Here is a 24,143-nt window from a genome sequence, read left to right on the forward strand (position 1 = left end):
ACCCGGACTGTCGCCCGATCGACAGTTGCCATAAACGGATGTCGAAATAATGCGTGTCATACAAGACAGGGAGACACGCAATGAATCGCATTCGTTCGCTGACCGGCGCGGCGGTTATCGATAGTTCAGCCGGCCGCTCGGAAGAAGACGCGGTCTTTCGCAAGATCAGTCTGCGTGTCATGCCGCTCGTGCTGATCGCTTACGTGTTCGCGTTTCTCGACCGCATCAACATCGGTTATGCGCAACTGCAGATGAAGCAGGATCTCGCGTTCTCCGATGCCGTCTACGGTCTCGGCGCCGGCATCTTCTTCGTCACCTATCTGCTGTTCGAAGTGCCCAGCAACCTGCTGCTCGAAAAGATCGGCGCGCGGCTGACGTTTCTTCGAATCATGGTGCTCTGGGGCCTCACCTCGGCGGCGACCGCGTTCGTCTCGGCGCCGTGGCAGTTCTATGCCATCCGCCTGATGCTCGGCATCTTCGAGGCGGGCTTCTTTCCCGGCATCATCCTGTATCTCACGTACTGGTATCCGAGCCAGCGACGCGGCCGCGTGACAGGACTCTTTCTCTTCGGCATGCCGATCACCGGCGTGCTCGGCGGCCCGTTGTCCGGCACGATCATGAGCGGCATGGAAGGACTGGGCGGCATGCACGGCTGGCAATGGCTCTTCATCGTCGAAGGCCTGCCGACCGTGCTGATGGGTTTCCTGCTGTATCGCATGTTGCCGAACAAGCCCGCCGAAGCGTCGTGGCTCGACGACGCCGAGAAGGAAACGGTGCGCGCGGCGATGAGCGCCGATCACAAGGATGAGGCCGCACACGGCGGCCACGGCAAGCTGCTCGCAGCACTGGCCGATCCGATGACCTACGTGCTCGCCTTCATCTACTTCTGCTGCGCATGCGCCGTCTACACGCTGACCTTCTGGCTGCCGACGATGATCAAGGGCATCGGCATCGCCAGTCTGTCGACGATCGGCTGGTTCACCGCCGTGCCGTATTTCTTCGGCGCGCTCGGCGTGCTCATCATCAGCCGCAGTTCGGATCGTTTCGGTGAACGCCGCTGGCATGTGGGCGGCACGCTCGCCATCGGGGCGATCGCGCTGGCATCGACGTCGTTCGCCGGTTCGGGCGTCGGCATGGTGATGACGTTGCTGTGCATTGCATCGTTCTTCATTTTCGGCGGCGGCTCGCTCTTCTGGTCGATCCCGCCGACATACCTCGGCCGCAATGCAGCGGCGGCGGGCATCGCGGTGATCAGCTCGCTCGGCATCCTCGGCGGCTTCGTCAGCCCGACGCTGATCGGCTGGATCAAGGGCGCGACGGGCAGCATTCAGCTCGGCCTCTTCGCGTTGACCGCGGTCGTGCTCGCCGGTTGCCTGACCACGCTGATCGGTCTGCCGAAGCGCGCGCTTCGCGTCGGTCCGGGCGCGAACTGAAGCATCCACGAATCAAAACCTATTTCCGGAGAGAAAGATCATGAGCAAACCCAAAGTCATCGTGACGGTGGCGCCCACGGGCGGCATGGCGACAAAGACGATGAACCCGAATCTGCCGACGCAGCCTCGCGAAATCGCCGACGATACCTACCGCTGCTACAACGCGGGCGCGAGCGTCGTCGCCGTGCATGCGCGCCGTCCGGACGATCAGGCCACCTGCGATCCCGCGATCTACAGCGAGATCAACCGGCTGATCCGCGACAAGTGCGACATCGTCCTGAACAACTCCACGGGCGGCGGCATCAACGGCGACATGGTCCGCGAGCTGGACAACGGCTTGTGGGAGATCATGTGGGAAGAGCGCCTTAAAGGCATGCAGGGCGATGGCGTCGAAATGTGCACGCTCGATGCGCAAACCGTGATCGCGAGCTTCGAAGGCAAGGAGATTCTCGTTGCGACGCCGCCGTCGCGCATCCGGCAGATCGCCGGCATGATGAAGGAACGCGGCATCAAGCCCGAATGGGAAGTGTTCGGCCTCGCCGATATCGTTCAGGACGTGCAGCGCGCGCTCAACGAAGGCCTCGACGATGCGCCGCATTTCATCAACATCGTCATCGGCGCGAATGCCTTTCAGGGCGCGCTGCCCTACACGCCGCGTTTGTTGCAGACGATGGTCGATCATCTTCCGGCGCATACCGTGTTCAATGTCAGCGCGATCGGCGCGGCGCAATTGCCCGCCGCGATGAACTCGCTGTTGCTGGGCGGGCACGTGCGCGTCGGGCTCGAAGACAATCTGTACTACCGGCACGGCCAACTGGCGACGAACGTGCAACTGGTCGAACGGCTCGTGCGGCTCGTGCGCGAGATGGGATACGAACCGGCCACGCCCGACGAGGCGCGCGAGATCATCGGGCTTAAGCCCTTGCGCGCGGAAACGGGCGCTGCCTACATGGAGCATTGAACATGACGGCGAACGGTATCGAACGCGTGGCGGTTGTCGGAACGGGTGTAATCGGCGCGAGCTGGGCCGCGTATTTTCTGGCGCGCGGGCTCGCGGTATCGGCGACGGACCCTGCGCCCGGCGCGCGCGAGCGGCTGATGACGGCCGTCGCCCGGCATTGGCCGACGCTCGAAGAGATCGGCCTGGAGCAAGGCGCTTCCATAGCGAATCTCACGTTCCACGACGATCTGGAAAGCGCGCTGTCCGGCGCGCAGTTCGTGCAGGAGAACGGACCCGAGCGCGAAGACCTGAAGCTCGATCTGCTACAACGAATCGATGCGGCGCTGCCTGAAGATGTCGTGATCGCATCGAGCACGTCTGGTCTCCTGATGAGCCGCATGCAGCGCGCGTGCCGTCATCCGGAGCGGGTCGTGCTCGGGCATCCGTTCAATCCGCCGCATTTGATTCCGCTCGTCGAGGTGATCGGGGGCGAAGTCACATCGGCCGCGTCGCTCGAACGCGCGATGGGCTTCTACACGGCGATCGGCAAGCGTCCCATCCATCCGCGAAAGGAGCTGAAGGGCCACATTGCCAATCGCTTGCAGGCGGCGCTCTGGCGCGAGGCGTTTCATCTCGTGTCGATCGGCGCGGCGAGTGTCGCGGATATCGACGATGCCATCGCGTACGGTCCCGGCCTGCGATGGGCGGTGTCGGGACCGTTCGCCAACCTGCATCTCTCGGGTGGCGAAGCGGGCATTGCGCATACGCTCGATCATCTCGGCCCGCCGATGCAGGATTGGTGGGATGACCTCGGCACGCCGCGACTGACGCCGGAACTTCAGCGCAAAGTCGTCGAAGAGATGAAGACGGCGCTCGATGGCCGGTCGTCGGCGTCGATGGAAACGGAGCGCGATCGCGTCATGCTGGCACTGCTGAAGGCGAAGCGCGCGGCCTCTCCTCGCTGACGACGCCCGCATTCGACGCGTCCCTGCATAACCGCCCGATCGCCGCGCGATTCACTTTCCCCTGCTCAGTGAGCGGCACGCGTTGCACGGCGGCCATCCGCACGGCCTTCGCAACGTCCACGCCGCACGCCGATTCGAGCGCGCGCATGCATCGCGCGATATCGACACGCTTGCCCGCCCACGGCACGACGACGACATCCCACAGATATCCGCGCGCGACATCGGCCGATGCCACGGCGCGCGCGTAGCGGACATCGGGCAACGCGCACAGCGGCGTTTCGATCCGCGCCGGACCGATGACCGCGCCATCCATCTCGGCGACATCCGCGGCGCGTCCGAGCACATGCAGATGCACGTTTTCGTCGATGAAACCGATATCGCCCGTCAGGCACCAGCCGTCGCGAAACTTCTGCGCCGCTTCGATCGGCTGCCGGTAATAGCCCTGCGCCACCGCCCTCGATCTCACCTCGATGGCGCCGTGCTGCCCCTCGCGCGCGAACCTGCCATCGGCGCGGCGCAGGCGCACATCGACACCGGGACGGATGCGGCCCGCCGTGTCCAGCAAACCGGGATCGGCCAGATAATCCGATGGCGTCAGCACGCTCACGAGCCCCGCCTCGCTCGCCCCGTACATGTGCGTGAGCACGGGTCCGAGCCGCGCGATCGCACGCCGCCGCAGAATCGCGGGCGCCGATCCGCCGATATGCGCAATCGAGCGCAGCGATGACAGATCGCGCCGATCGACGTCCGGGTGATCCATCGTTTCGAAGAGTTGCGGCTCGACGAGCAGCACATCGGTGATGCGTTCGGCTTCGATCGTCGCGAGCGTGCCGGCGGGATCGTAGGAGGGTTTCAGCACCACGGTGCCGCCGCCCATCAACGTGTTGTCGACGAGCACTTGCGACAGATAGGCGAGCGCCCCGTTGACGAGTTGACGGCGGTCCTCGGGACTCGGCGCGCTCACCATCGCCGAATACACCGCGAAGCTGCGGCGGCTCGCTTTCGGCGCGCCGGTCGAGCCGCCCGACGACACGACCACCGCGAGATCATCGCGTCGTGCGCGGCTTTGCACGGGCACATCGTGCTGTACGCGTGCGCGCATGTCCAGACGCGAGCGCGCCGGGCCCGTGCCGACATAAGCGAGACGCGCGCCGCTGCGCTCGGGCACCAGGTGTTTTGTCTGCGCGAACGCGACGAGCAATGCCGGTTGCATGCGCGTCACGAAGGCCGCGCGCTGCTCGGCCGATGCGATCGCGGGCAGGAACATCGTCGCCGCACCGAGCAGGTTCGTCGCGTAACGGATGGCGAGCGCGTCGGGGCAATTCGGCGCGAACATCGCGACGAGCGCGCCGCGCGTAATGCCGAACGACGCGAGCGCCCGCGCATAGCGATAGATCGACGCGCGCAGCGCGCCGCCCGTCACGTCCTCGTCGAGATAGCGCAGCACCGCGCGATCGGCGTGCGCATCGAGTTGGTCGAGCAGGACATCGACATAGGACCGATAGGCCGCTTTTTCACAGGTTTCCATGACTGCATCCCTCCTTTGTGAGCGATGGATGCAGTGTGCTTATGGAGAATGAGGTGAAAATGAGCGGCTACGCGATCTCTTTCGAAAGCACTTCGCCGATGGCGTTTGCCGTCGCGTCCACATTCCGTTCGTTCAACGCCGCGACACACATCCGTCCCGAACGAATCAGATAGACGCCGTGCCGCTCGCGCAGCGCATCGACCTGTTCGGCGGAAAGCCCCGTATAGGTGAACATCCCGCGCTGCGTCAGATATCGTGCGAGCATCGCGTCGGGCACGTTGCCGCGCAGCCGCGCGTGAATCTCGCCGCGCATGCGCGCGATGCGCGTGCACATCGACGTCAACTCCTCTTCCCACGATTGCCGCAGCGCCGGCGTCGTGAGCACGCGCGCGACGATCATCGCGCCGTGCGTCGGCGGGTTGCTGTAGTTCGCGCGCACGGCGCTCGTCAGTTGCCCCAGCACGCGAGGAGCCGATTCCGCCGACTCGCAAACCACCGACAACGCGCCGCAACGTTCGCCGTACAGCGAGAAGTTCTTCGAGAACGAATTGGCGACGAACGCCGGCACGTTCTGACGCACGAGCTCGCGAATCGCGAACGCGTCCGCATCGAGCCCGGCGCCGAATCCCTGATACGCCATGTCGATGAACGGCAACAGGTCTCGCTGCCTGATCGCTTCGATCAGCTTCACCCATTGCGCATCGGTCAGATCGACGCCGGTCGGGTTGTGGCAGCACGCATGCAGCAGCACCACGCTTTTGGCGGGCAGATCGCGGATGGCCGAAAGCATCGCGTCGAACTTCAGGCCGCCGCTCGCTTCGTCGTAGTACGGATACGTGCCGACCGTGAAGCCCGCGCGCTCGAAGATGAAGCGATGGTTATCCCACGTCGGATCGCTCACCCACACTTGCGAGCCGGGGAAATAGCGCTTGATGAAATCCGCACCGACCTTGAGCGCGCCGGAGCCGCCGAGCGTCTGCACGGTCGCGATGCGGCCTTCGGCTCGCGCCACGGAGTCATCGCCGAAGACGAGCGACTGCACGGCGTCGCGATACGCTGCAAGCCCCGACATCGGCAGATACGGCTTCGCGGCGGGTTGCGCGAGCCACTGCGCTTCGGCTTCGCGCACGGCGCGCATCACGGGCAGACGGCCTTCGTCGTCGTAGTAGATGCCGATGCTGAGATTGACCTTGTTTTCGCGCGGGTCCTTCGCGAAGTCTTCGTTCAGCGAGAGGATCGGATCGCCGGGATAGGCATCGATGTGTTCGAACATGACTGTCTCCTTCAGACGCGCGACAACGCCGCACTCGCGCGACGACGGTTGCGAATGGCATAACCCACGCCCAGCACCACGAGCCACACCGGAATCAGATAGACCGACATGCGCAGGTCGGGAATCAGGCACATCACCACGAGAATGCCGCCGAGGAACAAGAGGCACAGATAGTTGGTGAGCGGATAGCCGAGGCTCTTGAACACGGTCGTCTCACCGGCACGCGCCTTTGCGCGGCGGAATTGCAGATGGATGAGGCTGATCATCGCCCAGTTGATGATGAGCGCCGACACGACGAGGCCCATCAGCAACTCGAACGCCTTGCCCGGCATCAGATAGTTGATGAGCACGCACGCCGCCGTCGCGATGGCGGAAACGCCGAGCGCGATGAGCGGAATGCCGCGCTTGTTCACCTTGAGCAGCGCGCGCGGCGCGTTGCCTTGTTGCGCGAGACCGTAGAGCATGCGGCTGTTGCAGTACACGCCGCTGTTATAGACCGACAGCGCTGCCGTCAGCACCACCGCATTGAGCACGTGCGCAACGAAGTTGCTGTTCATCGCATGGAAGATCAGCACGAACGGGCTGCCGCCGGTCACGACCTTCTGCCACGGATACAGCGAAAGCAAAACGCCCAGCGCGCCCACGTAGAAAATCAGAATGCGGTAAATCACCTGATTGGTCGCGCGCGGAATGGTGTGCGACGGATCGTCCGCTTCGGCCGCGGTGATGCCCACGAGTTCCAGCCCGCCGAACGAGAACATGATGACGGCCATCGCCATCACGAGACCCGAGACGCCGTTCGGGAAGAAGCCGCCATGACGCCACAGGTTCGTGACGCTCGCTTCCGGTCCTGCGCCGCCCGAGACGAGCAGCCAGCCGCCGAAGCCGATCATGCCGACGATCGCGACCACCTTCACGATCGCGAACCAGAACTCCAGCTCGCCATACGACTTCACGCTCGTGAGGTTGATCGCGTTGATCACGCAGAAGCACACGAGCGCGGACACCCACGTCGGGATGCCCGGCCACCAGTACTGCACGTAGATGCCGACCGCCGACAGCTCGGCCATCGACACGAGAATGTAGAGCACCCAGTAATTCCAGCCCGACAGAAAGCCCGCGTATTGCCCGCAATACTTGTCCGCGAAGTGGCTGAACGATCCCGCGACGGGCTCGTCGACGACCATCTCGCCAAGCTGACGCATGATGAAAAAAGCGACGATGCCCGCGATCGCATAGCCGAGCAGCACCGACGGTCCGGCCGTCTTGATCGTCTGGGCGATGCCGAGAAAGAGCCCGGTCCCGATCGCGCCGCCGAGCGCGATCAGCTGAATGTGACGGTTCTTCAGGCCGCGCTTGAGCGTGCCGTGTCCCTCATGTGCCACGTGTCTCTCTCCTGTGCTCAATTTAGGGGAATCAGTGTAAATTTGTTACGGCACAATATGATTTCCTAAGGCGCGCAGACAAACCCTAGGTTCCGCGTCCGGATTTCGTGATTGGGCTCATCGGAGAAAGAAAATTGCAGACTATCGAGTTCGATCGTATCGACCTGCGTTTGCTCGGGATTCTGCAGTCCCGCGGACGCATCTCCAATCTCGAACTGGCGGAAGCGATCAATCTGTCGCCCGCGCAGACGCTGCGGCGTCATCGGAGGCTGGAGGAACTGGGTGTGATCAAGGGCTACGAGACGCGGCTCGATGCGCAGGCGCTCGGTTTCGGCGTGGTGGCCTTCATCCAGGTGACGATGGAACGCGGCCACGTGCGCGATCTCGCGAAGTTCAAGAACGTCGTCGCCAAGCTCGCGGAGATACAGGAATGTTTCGCCGTGACCGGCGATATCGATTACATGCTGAAGGTGATTGCGCGGGATCTGAAGGGCTGTCGGAGTTTCTGCTCGATACGCTGATGCGCATTCCCGGCGTGAGCGGTGTGAAGTCGAGCGTGTGTCTCGACGAGCTGAAGTGCGTGAGCGCGGTGCCGCTGGACGCATAGCGCGGCCCGCGCTCGCTTGCGCAATGTTCAGATCGACATCCCGCCCGACACTTCGATACGTTGCGCATTGACCCAGCGATTGTCCTCGGACAGCAACGACGCGATCATCGGTCCGATGTCATCGGGCAGACCCGCGCGGCCGAGCGCCGTCATGTCGGCGATGCGCCTGTTCAGCTCGGGATTGTCGCGCACCATGCCGCCGCTGAAATCGGTCTGGATCGCACCCGGCGCGACCACGTTGACTGCGATTCTGCGCGGCGCGAGTTCCTTGGCCATGTACTTCGTCAGCACTTCGACCGCGCCTTTCATCGAGCCGTAAGGCGCGCTCTCCGGCACGATGATGCGTGTCAGGGCCGAGGAAATATTCACGATGCGCCCGCCGTCGCGAATCAGCGGCAGCAGTTTCTGCGTGAGGAAGAACACGCCCTTGAAGTGGACGTTGTAGAGCGCATCGAGCTCGGCTTCCGTCGTCTTCTCGATGCTGTTGTGATGCGACGTGCCTGCGTTGTTGACGAGGAAGTCGAAACGGTCGGCGCCCCAGTCGGCGAGCGTCGTGCGCACATCGTTCACGAAGGCGTCGAAGGCGCTCGTGTCGCCGGTATCGAGTTGCAGCGCGCGCGCCTTGCGGCCCGTCCCGGCGACGAGCGCCGCGACCTGCCCGGCTTGCGCCCCATTGCTGTGATAAGTGAAGATGCTGTCGATGCCTCGCGCGGCAAGGCTCAGCACCGTGTTTCGGCCAAGCCCGCGGCTGCCGCCCGTGACGATCGCGATCTTTTCCTTCGACATGGCTCACGCTCCTTCAAAGCCCACAGAATAGCGAGCGGAGCGCCGATCGATAATCCACTTCAATCCGCACGGGCCGTGCGAAAAGTCGAACAGCCGCACAGCCGCACAATCAGGCGCGTTGAAGCACGCGCGAAAGCACTTGCTCTTCGAGTTCGGCGAAACCCGGCGCGGTGCGCGTGCGCGGTCTTTGCAACGAGACCGCGGTATCGAGCGTGATGCGCCCCGCATCGATCAGCACGATGCGATCGCCGAGCGACACCGCTTCCTGCACGTCGTGCGTGACGAGCAACGCGGTGAACTTGTGTTCGCGCCATAGCCGCTCGATCAGCCCTTGCATCTCGATGCGCGTCAACGCATCGAGCGCGCCGAGCGGCTCGTCGAGCAGCAGCAGATCAGGCCGATGCACCAGCGCACGCGCGAGCGCCACACGCTGACGCTGCCCGCCCGACAGCCGCGACGGCCAGTCCTTCTCGCGCTCGGCGAGGCCCACTTCGGCGAGCGTCGCGCGGGCGTCGTCGCGCTTGCTGTGCGGCAATCCGATCATCACGTTGTCGAGCACGCTCTTCCACGGCAAGAGGCGCGCGTCCTGAAACATGATGCGCACCTGCAGCTCGCTTGCGCTCGCCGGTGCGTTGCGCTGCACGACGCCGCCCGTCGGCTGATCGAGACCGGCGACGAGCCGCAGCAAGGTCGACTTGCCGCAGCCGCTTCGTCCGACGATCGACACGAAGCTGCCGCGCTCGATCGAGAAATCCAGTTGTTCCAGCACCTTGCGCTCGCCGAAGCGCTTGTCCACGCCGCGCAGCGAGACGGCGAGATCGCGGCCCGCGAACGGCGCGCGCGCATGCGGTTGCGTTTCGGCGCGCCTGAATACGGGCGTAAGCGTATCGATATCGATCAGATTCATGATTGCGCCTTCGTTTGATAGGCCGGATGCCAGCGCAGCGTCGCGCGTTCGATCGCGCGCGCGGCCATGTCGGCGAACTTGCCGAGCAGCGCGTAGAGCAGGATGCCGACCACCACGACATCGGTTTGCAGGAATTCGCGGGCGTTCATCGTCATGTAGCCGATGCCCGATTGCGCGGAGATCGTCTCGGCGACGATCAGCATCACCCACATCAGGCCGAACGCGAAGCGCACGCCGACGAGAATCGAAGGCAACGCGCCCGGCAAAATCACATGCCGATACAACGCGAAGCCGGACAGACCATAGCTCTTCGCCATCTCGATCAGATCGCGATCGACCGAACGAATGCCGTGATACGTATTGACGTAGACCGGAAAGAACACGCCCAGCGCGACCAGCACGAGCTTGGCTTCCTCGCCGATGCCGAACCACAGGATCAGCAGCGGAATCATCGCGAGCGCGGGGATGTTGCGGATCATCTGCACGGTCGAGTCGAGCGCGACTTCGGCGGGCTTGAAAAGTCCCGTCGCCAGCCCGAGCACGAAGCCGATGCCGCCGCCCATCGCGAAGCCCGCGAGCGCGCGGCCCGCGCTGACCTTGACGTTGGCCCACAGATCGCCGGACTCGATCAGCGTCCACGCCGCCTTCACCACCGCGAGCGGTTCGGGCAGCACGCGCGATGAAAGCCCGCCGGTGCGCGCGGCGCTTTCCCATGCGATCAGGATCAGCACCGGCACGAGCCACGGCAACGCGCGGCGAGCGATGGCATTGAGCGTCATGATGCCGATACCTTCGGCAGCTCCGACGTGCCGATGACTTCGCCGAACGGCCCCGACAGCGGTCCGCTCGCCTGCTCGCGCTGCTTGCGCGGCAAGAGCGGAAACACGAGTTCGGCGAAGCGATACGACTCTTCCAGATGCGGATAGCCCGAGAGAATGAAGGTATCGATGCCCAGTTCCGCATATTGCTTCATGAGGCCGGCGACCTGCTCCGGATTGCCGACGAGCGCGGTGCCCGCGCCGCCGCGCACAAGCCCGACGCCTGCCCACAGATGCGGATACACCTCCAGCTTGTCGCGGTTGCCGCCGTGCAGCGCGGCCATGCGGCGCTGGCCTTCCGAATCCATCTTCGCGAACTGCGCCTGCGCGCGGCGAATGGTGTCGTCGTCGAGCTTGCTGATGAGCTTGTCGGCGTCCGCCCATGCTTCCTGCTCGGTCTCGCGCACGATCACATGCAGACGAATGCCGAACTTGATCGAGCGCCCTTCGTCGGCGGCGCGGCGGCGGATGTCGGCCAGTTTCTTCCCGACGTCCTCGGGCGGCTCGCCCCACGTCAGATACGTGTCGATGTGCTTCGCCGCGATGTCATGCGCCGCCGCTGACGAGCCGCCGAACCACAGCGGCGGATGCTGCTTCTGCACCGGCGGATACAGCACCTTGCCGCCCTGCGATTGCAGATGCTTGCCGTCGAAATCGAAGCTGCCGTTGTCGTGCGACTGTTCGAGCAGGCCGCGCCAGATGGTGAGGAATTCGTCGGCTATTTCGTAGCGCGTGTCGTGATCGTGGAAGACGCCGTCGCCGGCGAGCTCGTTCGGATCGCCGCCCGTCACGACATTGATGAGCAGACGCCCGTTCGAGAGCCGGTCGAATGTCGATGCCATGCGCGCCGATAATCCCGGCGAGCTCAGTCCCGGACGGATCGCGACGAGAAACTTCAGGCGCTTCGTCGCCGGAATGAGGCTCGACGCAACCACCCATGCGTCCTCGCAGGAACGGCCCGTGGGCAAGAGCACGCCTTCATAGCCGAGCGTATCGGCGGCGACCGCGATCTGGCGGAAGTAGTCGTAATTCGCGGCGCGCGCGCCTTGCGAGGTGCCGAGATAGCGGCTGTCACCGTGAGTGGGAATGAACCAGAAAACATTCATCGCGGAATCTGCCTCGTCTGTTCGTCGTGTGTTGAATGAGTGCTTGCCGCGCACGATGGCAGCGGCGCTCCGACGAGTCTAACGACGCGCCGCGCGCAGCCGAACCATCGATTCGCGCGAAGGATATGCGTGATCGTGCTAACGCCCGGAACGCGCTCAGGCGACGTTCCAACGCGCCTCGGTCACGTCGAGTTTCTTCGGAATCAGCTTGAGCCCGGTGAAGGTATCGGCGATCTGCTGCTGGTACGCGAGCGTCGCCGGCTCGATCGGCTGCACGCCGTACGACGTGCGCCTGAGCGCGGTTTCGAGGATGTCGGTATCGAGCCCGACGAGCGGCGACAGTTGCGCGGCCACGGCCGGCACGTTCTCGCGCGCCCAGCGATCGACCTGATCGAGCTCTTCGAGCACCGTATGCACGAGCTGCGGCTGCGCCGTGGCGATCTTGCGCGTCGCGAGGTAGTACTGCACGTTGCGCACGAGCCCGCTCGCGTCGGTGAGCTGACGGGCGCTGGCCTGCTTCTCGGCGGCGGCGAGATACGGGTCCCAGATCGCCCATGCGTCGATGCTGCCCTGCACGAAGGCGGCGCGCGCATCGGCGGGCGCGAGATAGACGGGCTGGATATCGGACCAGGCGAGGTTCGATTTTCTGAGCGCCTCGACGAGCAGAAAATGAACGTTCGATCCTCTGTTCAGCGCCACTTTCTTGCCGCGCAATTCCGCGACCGACTGGAGCTTCGAGTCCTTCGGCACGACGATAGCCTCGGCGCGCGGCGCGGGCGGCTCGTGTCCGATATAGACGAAATCGACGCCCGCCGCCTGCGCGAAGATCGGCGGCGTTTCGCCGACCGTGCCGATATCCACCGCGCCCGCGTTGAGTCCTTCGAGCAGTTGCGGCCCGGCGGGAAATTCGAGCCATTGCACGGCGATGCCTTGTGCTGCCAGGCGTTTGTCGAGCGATCCGCGCGCCTTGAGCACGACGAAGTTGCCGTACTTCTGATAGCCGATGCGCAGTGTCTTCGGCGCGTCGGCGGCTTGCGCGATGCGCCCGGCGAGTCCGCCCGACAACCCCGCACCGAGCGCGGCGAGCGTGAAAAGCGTGCGGCGACGCGCGGGAAGAGAGGGCGTGTTCTTTCGGTCGGACATGCGGGGTTCCTCGTTGATCGAAGGCATCTTTACCGATGCCACTCCGAGGATGCTATCAACGCCCGCCTGTGCGGCTAAACGAGAAATCGTGATATCGATATCGCTCGCAGCGAATCTCAATCGTCACGCATATCGATAGCGCCCGATGTTATTTGTCGCGCACGCGCCGCGCCTCTAGCATCACGCTTCCCTCAATAGCATGCGTGTGCATCATGAAGATCAAGCATCCACTCAAAGCCACTCTGTTCTCGATCCTGCTCGCGTGCGGCGTCGTGAGCGCGCAGCCATCGTTCGCGGCGAATCAGACCGTGCGGGTCGGCATCATGTCCGGCGAGGACGAAGATGTGTGGCGCGCCGTCGCCGCCAATGCCGCGAAGCACGGCATCACGGTGAAGGTCACGACCTTCTCCGACTACACGCAGCCGAACGAAGCGCTCGCGCAGCACGACCTCGACGCCAACTCGTTCCAGCACAAGCCCTATCTCGATGCGCAGATCCAGGCCCGTCACTACGACATCGTGCCCGTGGGCTACACCTATGTGCAGCCGATCGGCCTGTATTCGCGCAAATGGAAATCGGTCGATGCGCTGCCGCAGAACGCGGCCATCGGCGTGCCGAACGACCCGAGCAACGAAGGGCGCGCGCTTCTGCTGTTGCAGGCCAACGGCGTGATCAAGCTGCGCGAGAACGTCGGCCTCCTGCCGACCGCTCGCGATATCGCCAGCAACCCTAAGCACGTGCAGATCAAGGAACTGGATGCGGGCATCGTCGGCCGTGCGATCGGCGATCTCGACGCCGCCGTCGTCAACACCGACTGGGCGATCAAGGCAGGCATCAAGATTCCGCAGGAGCGCATCGCGCAGGAGCAGGTGCCGGGCAATGCATATCGCAACTTCATCGCGGTCAATGCGAAGGATGCGCAGGCGCCGTGGGTCAAGGCTCTGGTCGAAAGCTATCAGCAGACCAATGTCGCTTCGTCGATTCTGAGCGTCTATCACGGCGCGACGCTGCCCGCGTGGGAGGGCGCGCCCCAGCATTGAATCGCCGAAGTCTCGATGACGCGGCGGCGCAATGCCGCCGCGATGCCTGAAGTCGTTTGCCGCACAACCCGATTGTCGCGCGCCGTTCTCCAAAGCGTCTCCCTGACGGGCGTTTATCCGCCCGCGCCTAGCCGACATACTCGCGCTCATTGCGACATTTCGATGCGGCGGCATTCGCCGATCAGGCAAAAGACTCATCATGAACATTTCACGGTTCTTCATCGACCGGCCCGTTTTCGCGGCCGTGCTGTCGGTGGTCATTCTGCTCGCGGGACTCATCGCGCTCACCAAGTTGCCCACTGCCGAGTATCCCGAGGTGGTGCCGCCTTCGGTCGTCGTGCGCGCGCAGTATCCCGGCGCGAATCCGAAGGTGATCGCGGAGACGGTTGCTTCTCCGATCGAGGAACAGATCAACGGCGTCGAGAACATGCTGTACATGCAGTCGCAGGCGAACAGCGACGGCAACATGACGACGACGGTCACCTTCAAGCTCGGCACGGATCCCGACAAGGCGCAGCAACTCGTGCAGAACCGCGTCTCGCAGGCGTTGCCGCGTCTTCCCGAAGACGTGCAGCGGCTCGGCGTGACCACGGTGAAGTCATCGCCCACGCTCACGATGGGCGTGAATCTCGTATCGCCAAACGATCGCTACGATCTCACCTACCTGCGCAACTATGCGCTCATCAATATCAAGGACCGCTTCGCGCAGGTGCCCGGCGTCGGTGAAGTCGTGCTGTGGGGCTCGGGCGACTATTCGATGCGCGTGTGGCTCGACCCGACGAAAGTCGCGCGCCAGAATATGACCGCGACCGATGTCGTGAAAGCGATCCGCGAGCAGAACGTGCAGGTCGCGGCGGGCATCGTCGGCGGCGCGCCGATGACGGCGCACGTTCCGCTGCAACTGAGCGTGAACGCGCAGGGGCGTCTGAAATCCGAAGACGAGTTTCGCCGCATCATCCTGAAGACCTCGCCCGATGGCGCCGTCACGCATCTGGGCGATGTCGCGCGCGTCGAGCTGGGCGCGTCGGAATATGCGCTGCGCGCGGGCATGGACGGGAAGAAGGCGGTGCAGATCATCATCTTCCAGCAGCCCAACGCGAATTCGCTGCAAATCTCCGACGATATCCGCAAGATCACCGCCGAGTTGCAGAAGGACATGCCCGAAGGCGTGAAGGCCGAGATCGTCTATGACCCGACGCAGTTCGTGCGCGAGAGCATCGACGCCGTGGTGCATACGCTCTTCGAAGCGGTCATTCTCGTCGTGCTGGTCGTGATCGTGTTTCTGCAGACATGGCGCGCATCGCTCATTCCGCTGCTTGCCGTGCCGGTGTCGATCGTCGGTACGTTCTCGCTGATGCTCGCGTTCGGCTTCACCATCAATGCGCTATCGCTGTTTGGCATGGTGCTCGCGATCGGCATCGTCGTCGATGATGCGATCGTGGTCGTGGAGAATGTCGAGCGCAATATCGCATCCGGTCTGTCTCCGCTCGAAGCCTCATATGAAGCGATGCGCGAAGTGAGCGGGCCGATCATCGCGATCGCGTTGACGCTCGTCGCGGTGTTCGTGCCGCTCGCGTTCATGTCGGGGCTGACGGGACAGTTCTACAAGCAGTTCGCGATGACCATCGCCATCTCGACGGTGATATCGGCGTTCAATTCGCTCACGCTCTCGCCCGCGTTGTCCGCGCTGCTGCTGAAGGATCATCACGCGCCGAAGGACTGGCTCACGCGCGCGATGGATCGTGTGTTCGGACCGTTCTTCAAGCTCTTCAACAAGGTGTTCAATCGCGGCTCGGAGCGTTATGGCAGCGGTGTGCGCGGCATCATCAACCGCAAGCTTGCGATGAGCGTGATCTATGCCGTGCTGCTCGGCGGCACGGTCCTCTTCGGCAAGATCGTGCCCGGAGGATTCGTGCCCGCGCAGGACAAGGACTATTTCGTCAGCATCCTGCAACTGCCCGCGGGCGCATCGCTCGATCGCACCGAGAAGGTCGTGAGCGACATGGGCCGGATGGCGCGCCAGCAACCCGGCGTCATTCACACGCCCGAGTTTCCGGGGCTGTCCGTCACGGGCCTCATGAACTCGTCGAGCAGCGGTCTCGTGTTTTCGGTCGCGAAGCCTTCGAAGGAACGCGGCAAGGGCGAAACGGGCGCGGATATCGTCGCGGGTCTCAACGCGCAGTACAGTGCGATCAAGGATGCGGCCATCGCCACGTTCCCGCCTCCGCCGGTTCAGGGACTCGGGACCATCGGCGGATTCAAGCTGCAGATCGAGGATCGCGGCGCGCTCGGCTACGAAGCGTTGAACAAGGCGACGCAAGCCTTCCTCGCAGCGGCCGCGAAAGCGCCCGAGCTCGGACCCGCGTTCTCCAGTTACCAGATCAACGTGCCGCAACTGAATGTGGAGCTGGACCGCGAGAAGGCAAAGCAACTCGGCGTCTCCGTTACCGATGTGTTCGACACGATGCAGATCTATCTCGGCTCGCTCTACGTGAACGACTTCAACAAGTTCGGCCGCGTCTATCAGGTGCGCGCTCAGGCCGATGCGCCCTTCCGTGCGAACGCCGACAGCATCCTGCAACTGAAGACACGCAACGAGCGCGGCGAGATGGTGCCGCTGTCGTCGCTCGTGAAAGTCACGCCGACGTATGGCCCGGAGATGGTCGTGCGCTACAACGGCTTTCTCGCCGCCGATATCAACGGCGGCCCGGCGCCCGGCTACTCGTCGGGTCAGGCGATGGCAGCCGTCGAGCGCATCGCGAAGGAAACGCTTCCACGCGGCATCCGCTTCGAATGGACCGATCTCACCTATCAGCAGATCCTGACCGGCAATGCCGCGTTCTGGGTCTTTCCGATCAGCGTGCTGCTCGTGTTCCTCGTGCTCGCGGCGATGTACGAAAGCGTCACGCTGCCGCTCGCGATCCTGCTGATCGTCCCGATGAGCATTCTGTCCGCGCTCGCCGGCGTGTGGCTCACGCGCGGCGACAACAACATCTTCACGCAGATCGGCCTGATGGTGCTCGTGGGCCTGTCGGCGAAGAACGCGATTCTGATCGTCGAGTTCGCGCGCGAACTGGAGATGCAGGGGCGCTCGATCGTGCAGGCGGCCATCGAGGCGTCGCGGCTGCGCCTGCGTCCTATCCTGATGACGTCGATCGCGTTCATCATGGGCGTCGTGCCGCTCGTGATCTCGACGGGCGCAGGCTCGGAAATGCGCCGCGCGATGGGCATCGCCGTGTTCTTCGGCATGCTGGGCGTGACGTTCTTCGGCCTGATGCTCACGCCCGTGTTCTATGTGATCCTGCGCAAGCTGTCCGGCGCGAAGCCGCTGCGCGACAGGCGCAACCGGTCGACTCCTGCTGCTTCGCCCGTGGCGCGCATGCAGGCCGAAGAGAAAGCGCGAGAACCCGCGTTGCTCGACTGACGCAATTACGCCGTGCGCTGCAAGGTCTCGGCGAGATGATTGACGACCGCGCGTGTCTTGGCGGCCATCTTCTGGCCGAGCGAAATGATCGCGTGCACGGGCGGTCCGTCGACATCGGCTTCGGGCAACACGTGCACGAGCCTGCCTGCGCGCACATGCGGCAGCGCCACGCGATCGAAAATCTGCGCGATCCCGAAGCCCGCGACGGCCGCCTCGACGAGCGCCTGACCGTCCGCGAGCACGAGCACCGGCTGCGGCGCGAACTCTTTCGCCGATGCGCCGTCGCGCAAGGACCAGGACCGCAGCCGCCCCATCGGACCGCGGAAGATGACGGCGTCGTGATCGCCCAGTTGATCGATGCTCTCAGGCGTGCCTTTGCGATCGAGATACTCCGGCGACGCATATAGGCCGCTGCGCAGATCGCAGAGCTTGCGCACCGTCAGCTCGCTGTCCTCGGGCAGCGCGCCGATGCGCACGACGACATCCCATCCCTCGCCGATCGGGTCCGACATGCGATCGGTCAACGCAAGCTCCAGCGTCACCTTCGGATGCTTCGCGCGAAACTCGAGAAAACTCGGCAGGAGCAGCCTGCCGAAGCCCGCGGGCACGTCGATCTTTACGCGTCCGGCCGGCTCCGAGCGGCGCGCCGCGAGTTGCTGCTCGGCTTCGCGCAGTCCGTCGAGCGCATCGCGCGCGGCTTGCAGATAGGTCTCGCCATCCTCGGTGAGCCGCACGGCGCGCGTCGTGCGCTGAAAGAGCCGCGTGCCGAGCCGCGCTTCCAGCCGCTGCACGGCCTTGCCCACATTCGACTTGCTGTTGCCCATTTCTTCCGCGGCGCGCGTGAAGCTGCCGGTTTGCGCGACCGCCACGAAGACGGCGATTTCGTTGATCGGTGCATCGACGCGCTCGCTCATTGCTCGCCCCTTTTGTTGGTGCAAAGCACTGTAGCAGCGTTGCCCGGACGTCGCCCGCCATGCCGATTGTCTCCGCGCGAGCGACTGTGCGACGCCCGCAGCGGCGTTTATCGGCGCGACGATTCCCGCGATACTTCATTCCAACGGGAAGCACTCCCGGCACTCCTTCACCGATACAAGGCACACCATGAAACTCTTTATCGCTCAGGCCACCTGTTCGCTCGCGGTGCAAGCCGTCGCCAACGAGCTGGGTCTCGCGCCCGAACTCGTGCATTTCGATGTATTCGGCAAGACGACGTCCGATCAGTCCGACTTCGCCGAAGTGAACGATCTGCTCTATGTTCCCGCGCTCCAGATCGACGGCGAAGCTGAACCCTTGACGGAGACGATCACGATCGCTTCATATCTCGCGGACCAGCATCCGGAGTCCGGACTGATCCCGAAACACGGAACGATCGAGCGCGCGCGCATGGATCAGTTGCTGACCTTCATCGCGACCGAGATCGCGCAGAAGCATATCCCGCTCATGCGCAAGCTGATGACGCCGGAAGGCATCGCGTTTCACAGCAACAAGCTGCTCAAGGCGTACGGCAAGCTCGACGCGCGTCTCGCCGATGGCCGCGCGTATCTCACGGGCGAGCAGTTCACCGTCGCCGATGCGTATGTGTGGGCGACGATGTGGCACGAACGCTCGGGCGTCAACCTCGATCATCTGACGAACCTGAAGGCGTATATCGAGCGCATCGAAACGCGCGCCTCGGTACGCAAGGCGTTACGCGACGAGGCGGAACTCGTCGCGGCGCACAAGGAACGGCTGGCAGCGTAAATGTGGAGGCGAGCCCGCCGGTCGATTCAATGAAGACGCCGCACCGCACGCAGCAGCAGGTCGCCGTCTTCCGTGATGCGAGGCAGGCGGGCGCCGCTCACGAGTTGTTCCATCGCGATGAGCTGGCGTTCGAGAAGCGTGTCGAGTTCGTGCCGGTCGCCGATCTGGTCGGCGGCGTCCTTGACTAGCATGAGGGTTGCAAATTCGTGTGCGCTGAGCATACCTGTCTCCCGATCGTTCGAATAACTGATGTAGGTCGGCGTCGGTTGAAGGCAGGGGCGTGCATGATTTCAGCGCGCGCTTCAGGACACATGACCCGGGGGTACCTCTGGCCGCGAAAAGCAGCGGGATTTGATAATAGGGCGGGGTCGTTGTTCGCGGCAATTCGGGTCGTCCCGGATATTGGGAGTTTGAAAGCTGGTGTGCGCGTGCGAAGCCCTGGCGATTCAGCCGCAGGCAATGCAACAGGCGTCCGCGAGGCTCAAAGGAGACTGGAGATCAAATGGCGGCGCACATCGCGCGATTGCCGTGGCGTGCGACGGACACGCGTTCGTCCCTCATTTCTTCATCACCATCGATGATGAGATGAGCGGGAGCATCCACATGCCTCCTTCAAGCCAAGCGAACGCCGCTCTCAGCCCGACGATCCCGTTTCGTTGTCTCCGTAGGAGATCAAACGCCAGTCTCCATCTACCGTTATCCGACGCGCCCCCAATAGGCTATCGAGAACCGCCATCTTGCGCGGCTCCTTGACATCAATGAGAGGAAACTTGTCACCCTTGCGGAAAAAACGATCGGCGTTCGTGGAAACATAACCCGTTGGTGGAAAGGCCTTCCAAACGCCGGTCTCCGGACAATGTTCAAATGCGCGCAGGGTCGCGCCGAGCGGTACCCTCCCGGCGGCATCGCCCTTTTTTTCGGGCGGATTAGGAAGCCCGGTAGCCGGATCAAGGTTACGATCCTTCGCCATTCGCCGGATGACTTCTTCGGAGGGCCTCTGCGGCGCGATAGCCCTATCTTCTTGCTTCTGCCACGCGAAGGTCCCATCCCAAGGGGGCAATTTTTCCGGAGGCAATGGAACGATCCTTTCAATGTCCGGTATCTTTGGATTTCGGCTCTCGCGAGCATCGAGGAAGTCTTCAATCGCCCGATAACGTCGAGCGCGCTCTGGATCATTTTGAAGCGCGAGATCACCTACCGTACCGTCCGGGGACGCACCGTCGAATCCCATAGCAAGCATTGAAGCTGACATGCTGTTACCGGCCTCTACGCCGCGCTGAAAGAATTGAACGGCCTTTGCATATTGCTTCTCGCCCAATTGAAGCAGTAGTCCAAGTGACAGCGCCGCTCTGTCGTGTCCTTGATCAGCGGCGCACGCGTACATCTGTTTCGCGATATCGGGGGCTCTGTCGTGAGGTGATAGCACCTCTGCAACATAGTATTGTCCTTCCGGACTGCCTAAGTCCGCCGCCTTACGGAAGTAACGTAGAGACATCTCGGTATCCCGCTTGAAACCGTAGCCAATTTCAAGATAGTGACCAATATCATAATAGCCACCGGGCACGCCCTGCTGAACGAGCTGCTCGGCTAGGCCAAGCACCTCGCCGACACTGTCCGGAGATTCCGCAAACCCTTGTGACACTATCAACTGTAGGCTGTGATTGGCCTTATAGTGACCATAAGCCGCCGCAATTCGGTAGTAGCGCGCTATCTCATTAAAATCTTTGTCCCCATCCTTCCTGTTCAGATAGCGACCATATGCGAACAAGTGCTCCGCTTGGACATCGAGACGCGGTAGACGAGTCGCCTCATGCTCACAGCTGAACGCAAGATTCGCTCGAACACCGTTTAGGTCTGGTACCGATGCTGTCACCGGATTCTCCTTCTCACATGCACTGATTAGTACAATCGTCGAAGCCGCAAAAATAAGGAACTTTCGACACATCATCAATCACTATCCTGTCGGTCTGCCGAAAGTCGCATGAATCTAACAATCGACGTCAAAGGAGTGCTTTGCCCCAGCTTCATATAAGTATCATTGAGTTCCAACAGCTTTGCCCAAGCCCTAAATGCCTTTCCCACGTCCTCTTGAGCTCCATCAAGTTCTTGTTTAACGGATCGGCCCAACTGCCGCACCTTCGTGTGTAGCGCCCATAGCCTTTTCCGCAGAGGCTTCGAAACTTCCGCACTTTCGTGGCAAATATTTAGTTCACTGTCTCCCTCCATGCTACGCGTATTCAGATTAGCCGATCCCTGCGTTGTGAATACGTCGTCCACAATCATCAGCTTCGCGTGGATGTAAACATAGTCCCATGCCCCTTGGGGAGAATCCGGCGCAACAAGCGTGCAGATGTGCATCTTGAGACCCGGAATTGGCACTGGCAGAACCGGTCCAGGTTTCTCCTTCATTGTTTTCCGAATTTGCGCAGCGCGTCCGCGAGCCGCCTTGGCTCTTTCTTTTGCGGCCGACACCGCGGACCCTGGCAATTGCGTTGCATGGGCTACTCCTGCCTCGGCCATCGTCGCTTCAAAATCTGCCTGTGATGCCTGCTTCCGCAGTTCGGCCTGTCTAGCATCTTCGCGCTCTAACCCGGCCACAGTTGGAATCTGATCCGAACAACCTAACGCATCCAACATTCGATATGTGTTAACCGTTCCAGGTCCGATTCCCTCATCGTTCGAATTCGTGATTACGAATAGATAGATCGGGTTATCCGGACTGCGTCCTTGCTTTATTTGAGCTGCGACCGCTGCCTTCACCTTTTCAGCAAACGGTACAAAGCGGAAGTACTGATTCTCGATGTAGATAAATTTGGAAACGTTATTTGCGGCTTGCAAATAGACCTTTTCAATATCCCGCTTTCCGTACTGAGACTGTGTCCGAAGAATCTGAGCACGAACCGCCGAATAGTCGCCGAGATCGGTACGTCGGCGGAGTTGCTTTGCAAACTTTCTTCTCGACCAACTAAGATACTCGCCCGTCGCATCATCCCACGCCTCGCAGAAGTTGTCGTTGAGGGACTTTAGAATCGGACCGCTAACGCGACTAGAGATGTCATGCCTTGGATGCAAGCCATTCCTACCGACTGCGGGCGCCTGACGAATACAACTGTGATTGTCCTTATCCCAATAGGCGTCAAGCATGTTGTGTCCCATCACGAAGCCCACGGAATTTTCAGGGTCTTCATAATCAACCAGGACCATCTTTTGATGATGCGTGGCAAAAGCGCCCATCACCCCGCCATTCATCGCTTTGCCACTCGCACTTCGCTGCTGATCCTTGCCGAACAATGCGGTTCTAAAAGCAATCTCCGCACGCTCAGTGACGTCGAACCCCCGCGTCGCCAAATCGATATTCTTGAAGCTTCCTTTTCCAAGCATGGTTTCGACCCAACCCGGAATTGGACCCGTGAGCAAGTCATCTATGGCAGATTTAGATACCAACGGAAGAAGCAGCGATTTGGTTACGTTGTTTTTGTTCGCACGACGATACCACTCTCTATCGAAATCGATCTGATCGACTGTTTCGTAAGGATGGGAAAACATCGATGAGACTACAGGAATTCGCTTAACCACTGCGTCAGGCAGATATTGTTGCGCGTCGGTTGCCAAGGTGTTGCCGGGCATATTGTTCTCGGATATCTCCGCTAAGTGAGAGATATCCATCCAACAAAGAAGTCTCACCTTCACTCCTTCTTCACCCCTCTTACATAACAGCGTCCCAATGGTCAGGTATCCCGCGCTCTGATCTCCTCTCTTGAAATACATCGATGGTTGGAATCCCCAACAGATTATATCGATGGTCTTCTTCGCTTGAAGTATTGCGTCATACACAGCTCCGAAAGCTTCCTCGCCATTTACCAACTGACGATATGTCGCATCAGCTGGATCGTATTCCGTCTTCTGCACGAACCACGGCAGCGTGATGGTCGCATTGCTGGTACTCGAAAGCGCGATCGGCGTTACGATGGGGTTACTGTTAGGCATTAACTTCCCCCGGGTCGTTGGCGTTCAATAGTTCGTGGTAACGCTTGCGATGCACAGCCCTGTCGATGGCGTCCTCTTCAGACTGACCCAATCCTTCATGAAAGTGAAAGCCTTGATTCGCAAGTTGCCCGTTCTGAATATCTCCCCGATACTCTTCCGCGATTGGCACTGAATAAGCTACGCCATTGGCTAGCTCCAATCGGTACTCCTTCGTCGTGGCCATATGATTAATAGAGATTTGACCGTTTTCGCTCACCACCCCTTCGCCGACGCCCCTGCCGTCTGCGAAAAGCCTGTAGGGCATTCCAACGGGAATGAATGCTTTGGACGCGGGTGACGCAGCCAAATTGATCGTCAGAAGCTGACCAGGCAGGCTAGTTGGTAGAGTTGAACTGATCTCGGCCGATGCAGCACCAGCCTTGCTCCACGCAGCGCATTTCTCCAGGATGTCCCCCGGCGTGCCGTTCTCGATCCGGTTAGCGTTGATCTTGATGTATGACCCGCCTGCGCCAATCCAGACTTCCTTCGCCGCCGTAAGCACGAGACGACCGTTTACGCTGGAGATCGTCACGTCCTTAAGCGCTGACAGTGCCATCTCGTCGTTCTGCGATTGGATCTCCACTTTCCCCTTTGCAAACAGTTTCATTCCCATTCGCTGCGAGAACATCGAAATCGCATCGCCCGCCGCAACGGTGAATCGCCTAAGCACGCCAATGTCGGCGCTACCGCCCGCTGTCGCGATGAGGTTCTGGTTCGCGCTGAACTGCATGTGCGAGCCCGACACGAGACCGACTCCATCTGGAGCGCTGACCAGCACGCCCGCCTTCTTCAGTTGGGTCAGAGTCTCGTCAAGAAACTGCTTCTGCTTCTCATAATCCGCTGCGATCGCCTGAGCTGCCTTGGCCGCTTCGGAGAGCGACTGCATCTGCTGATACGCTTGTTCGAGCAGACCTTGAGCAGGCTGCATGTCGAGTTGCTTGCCGTTCGCTGCAAACTGAGCATCGGCGGAGATGAACACGCCCTTCGCTGCGCGCACCGCCACATGCTCGTCCGAGCGCAAT

At 62.0% G+C, this 24,143-nt stretch carries 19 protein-coding genes and 1 pseudogene; 7 read left to right on the forward strand and 13 right to left on the reverse strand.

Translation table 11 applies throughout. The annotated features are described in order from the left end of the window. Positions 1–80 precede the first annotated feature (80 nt). From IAG25_RS08575 to IAG25_RS08585, 3 genes are read left to right on the forward strand one after another with little or no spacing between them, the layout of a single operon-like run. The gene (locus IAG25_RS08575) at positions 81–1,433 is read left to right on the forward strand and encodes an MFS transporter (RefSeq protein WP_187604457.1); all 1,353 of its coding nucleotides are present in this window, start codon (positions 81–83) and stop codon (positions 1,431–1,433) included. Between the two features lie 40 nt (positions 1,434–1,473). After that, on the forward strand, positions 1,474–2,394 hold the full coding sequence (locus IAG25_RS08580; protein ID WP_187604458.1) for a 3-keto-5-aminohexanoate cleavage protein: 921 nt from the start codon (positions 1,474–1,476) through the stop codon (positions 2,392–2,394). Positions 2,395–2,396: 2 nt separating this feature from the next. Then, positions 2,397–3,338 (forward strand): 3-hydroxyacyl-CoA dehydrogenase NAD-binding domain-containing protein, encoded by a 942-nt coding sequence (locus IAG25_RS08585; protein ID WP_187604459.1) that lies wholly within the window; start codon positions 2,397–2,399, stop codon positions 3,336–3,338. Here the strand turns inward: IAG25_RS08585 and IAG25_RS08590 are convergent. The 3 genes from IAG25_RS08590 to IAG25_RS08600 form a co-directional block, all read right to left on the reverse strand. Beyond that, complete coding sequence (locus IAG25_RS08590) at positions 3,292–4,866, reverse strand: class I adenylate-forming enzyme family protein (protein ID WP_187604460.1); 1,575 nt, start codon at positions 4,864–4,866, stop codon at positions 3,292–3,294. The two genes, IAG25_RS08585 and IAG25_RS08590, sit on opposite strands and share 47 nt — an antisense overlap. A gap of 67 nt (positions 4,867–4,933) precedes the next feature. Next, positions 4,934–6,139: an amino acid aminotransferase gene (locus IAG25_RS08595; protein ID WP_187604461.1), complete on the reverse strand. Its 1,206-nt coding sequence runs from the start codon at positions 6,137–6,139 to the stop codon at positions 4,934–4,936. Between the two features lie 11 nt (positions 6,140–6,150). Beyond that, the gene (locus IAG25_RS08600) at positions 6,151–7,524 is read right to left on the reverse strand and encodes an amino acid permease (protein ID WP_035505086.1); all 1,374 of its coding nucleotides are present in this window, start codon (positions 7,522–7,524) and stop codon (positions 6,151–6,153) included. 134 nt (positions 7,525–7,658) lie between these two features. Here IAG25_RS08600 and IAG25_RS08605 point away from each other — a divergent pair. Then, positions 7,659–8,131, forward strand: a pseudogene (locus IAG25_RS08605) (Lrp/AsnC family transcriptional regulator). A 27-nt stretch (positions 8,132–8,158) separates the two neighbouring features. Here the strand turns inward: IAG25_RS08605 and IAG25_RS08610 are convergent. From IAG25_RS08610 to IAG25_RS08630, 5 genes are all read right to left on the reverse strand, one after another. Further along, complete coding sequence (locus IAG25_RS08610) at positions 8,159–8,917, reverse strand: SDR family NAD(P)-dependent oxidoreductase (protein WP_187604462.1); 759 nt, start codon at positions 8,915–8,917, stop codon at positions 8,159–8,161. 109 nt (positions 8,918–9,026) lie between these two features. Further along, positions 9,027–9,824, reverse strand: coding sequence for an ATP-binding cassette domain-containing protein (locus tag IAG25_RS08615; RefSeq protein WP_187604463.1), 798 nt, complete (start codon positions 9,822–9,824; stop codon positions 9,027–9,029). After that, the gene (gene ssuC / locus IAG25_RS08620) at positions 9,821–10,603 is read right to left on the reverse strand and encodes an aliphatic sulfonate ABC transporter permease SsuC (RefSeq protein ID WP_187604464.1); all 783 of its coding nucleotides are present in this window, start codon (positions 10,601–10,603) and stop codon (positions 9,821–9,823) included. The genes IAG25_RS08615 and ssuC overlap by 4 nt, the downstream gene beginning before the upstream one ends. Then, positions 10,600–11,748 carry an FMNH2-dependent alkanesulfonate monooxygenase gene (gene ssuD / locus IAG25_RS08625; RefSeq protein ID WP_187604465.1) on the reverse strand — a complete coding sequence of 383 codons (1,149 nt, stop codon included), beginning with the start codon at positions 11,746–11,748 and terminating at the stop codon, positions 10,600–10,602. Before ssuD ends, ssuC begins: the two co-directional genes overlap by 4 nt. 156 nt (positions 11,749–11,904) lie before the next feature. Further along, positions 11,905–12,909, reverse strand: coding sequence for a sulfonate ABC transporter substrate-binding protein (locus IAG25_RS08630; RefSeq protein WP_187604529.1), 1,005 nt, complete (start codon positions 12,907–12,909; stop codon positions 11,905–11,907). 194 nt (positions 12,910–13,103) lie between these two features. Here IAG25_RS08630 and IAG25_RS08635 point away from each other — a divergent pair, with 194 nt between their 5' ends. Beyond that, a complete protein-coding gene (locus tag IAG25_RS08635) occupies positions 13,104–13,931 on the forward strand; it encodes a MetQ/NlpA family ABC transporter substrate-binding protein (RefSeq protein WP_187604466.1) in 828 nt (275 codons plus the stop codon). Positions 13,932–14,130: 199 nt separating this feature from the next. Then, positions 14,131–17,355, forward strand: a complete 3,225-nt coding sequence (locus tag IAG25_RS08640) for an efflux RND transporter permease subunit (protein WP_222946410.1) — start codon at positions 14,131–14,133, stop codon at positions 17,353–17,355. A 5-nt stretch (positions 17,356–17,360) separates the two neighbouring features. Here IAG25_RS08640 and IAG25_RS08645 read toward each other — a convergent pair whose 3' ends face one another. Then, entirely contained in the window at positions 17,361–18,269 is a 909-nt protein-coding gene (locus IAG25_RS08645) for a LysR family transcriptional regulator (protein WP_187604467.1), read from the reverse strand. Positions 18,270–18,456: 187 nt separating this feature from the next. Here IAG25_RS08645 and IAG25_RS08650 point away from each other — a divergent pair, with 187 nt between their 5' ends. Continuing rightward, positions 18,457–19,095, forward strand: coding sequence for a glutathione S-transferase family protein (locus IAG25_RS08650; RefSeq protein WP_187604468.1), 639 nt, complete (start codon positions 18,457–18,459; stop codon positions 19,093–19,095). A 26-nt stretch (positions 19,096–19,121) separates the two neighbouring features. On the opposite strand, the gene IAG25_RS08655 is transcribed toward IAG25_RS08650, so the two are convergent. The 4 genes from IAG25_RS08655 to IAG25_RS08670 form a co-directional block, all read right to left on the reverse strand. Next, positions 19,122–19,316, reverse strand: a complete 195-nt coding sequence (locus IAG25_RS08655; RefSeq protein WP_035505105.1) for a hypothetical protein — start codon at positions 19,314–19,316, stop codon at positions 19,122–19,124. Between the two features lie 413 nt (positions 19,317–19,729). After that, on the reverse strand, positions 19,730–20,968 hold the full coding sequence (locus IAG25_RS08660; RefSeq protein ID WP_309243927.1) for an SEL1-like repeat protein: 1,239 nt from the start codon (positions 20,966–20,968) through the stop codon (positions 19,730–19,732). A gap of 74 nt (positions 20,969–21,042) precedes the next feature. Next, positions 21,043–23,082 carry a phospholipase D-like domain-containing protein gene (locus IAG25_RS08665; RefSeq protein WP_187604469.1) on the reverse strand — a complete coding sequence of 680 codons (2,040 nt, stop codon included), beginning with the start codon at positions 23,080–23,082 and terminating at the stop codon, positions 21,043–21,045. Further along, on the reverse strand, positions 23,075–24,143 hold a 1,069-nt coding region (locus IAG25_RS08670), incomplete at its 5' end, for a DUF2345 domain-containing protein (RefSeq protein WP_187604470.1). The genes IAG25_RS08665 and IAG25_RS08670, both read right to left, overlap by 8 nt.

Origin of the sequence: Caballeronia sp. EK (assembly GCF_014384845.1) — a bacterium.
In the GTDB taxonomy this organism is placed as follows: domain Bacteria; phylum Pseudomonadota; class Gammaproteobacteria; order Burkholderiales; family Burkholderiaceae; genus Caballeronia; species Caballeronia jiangsuensis.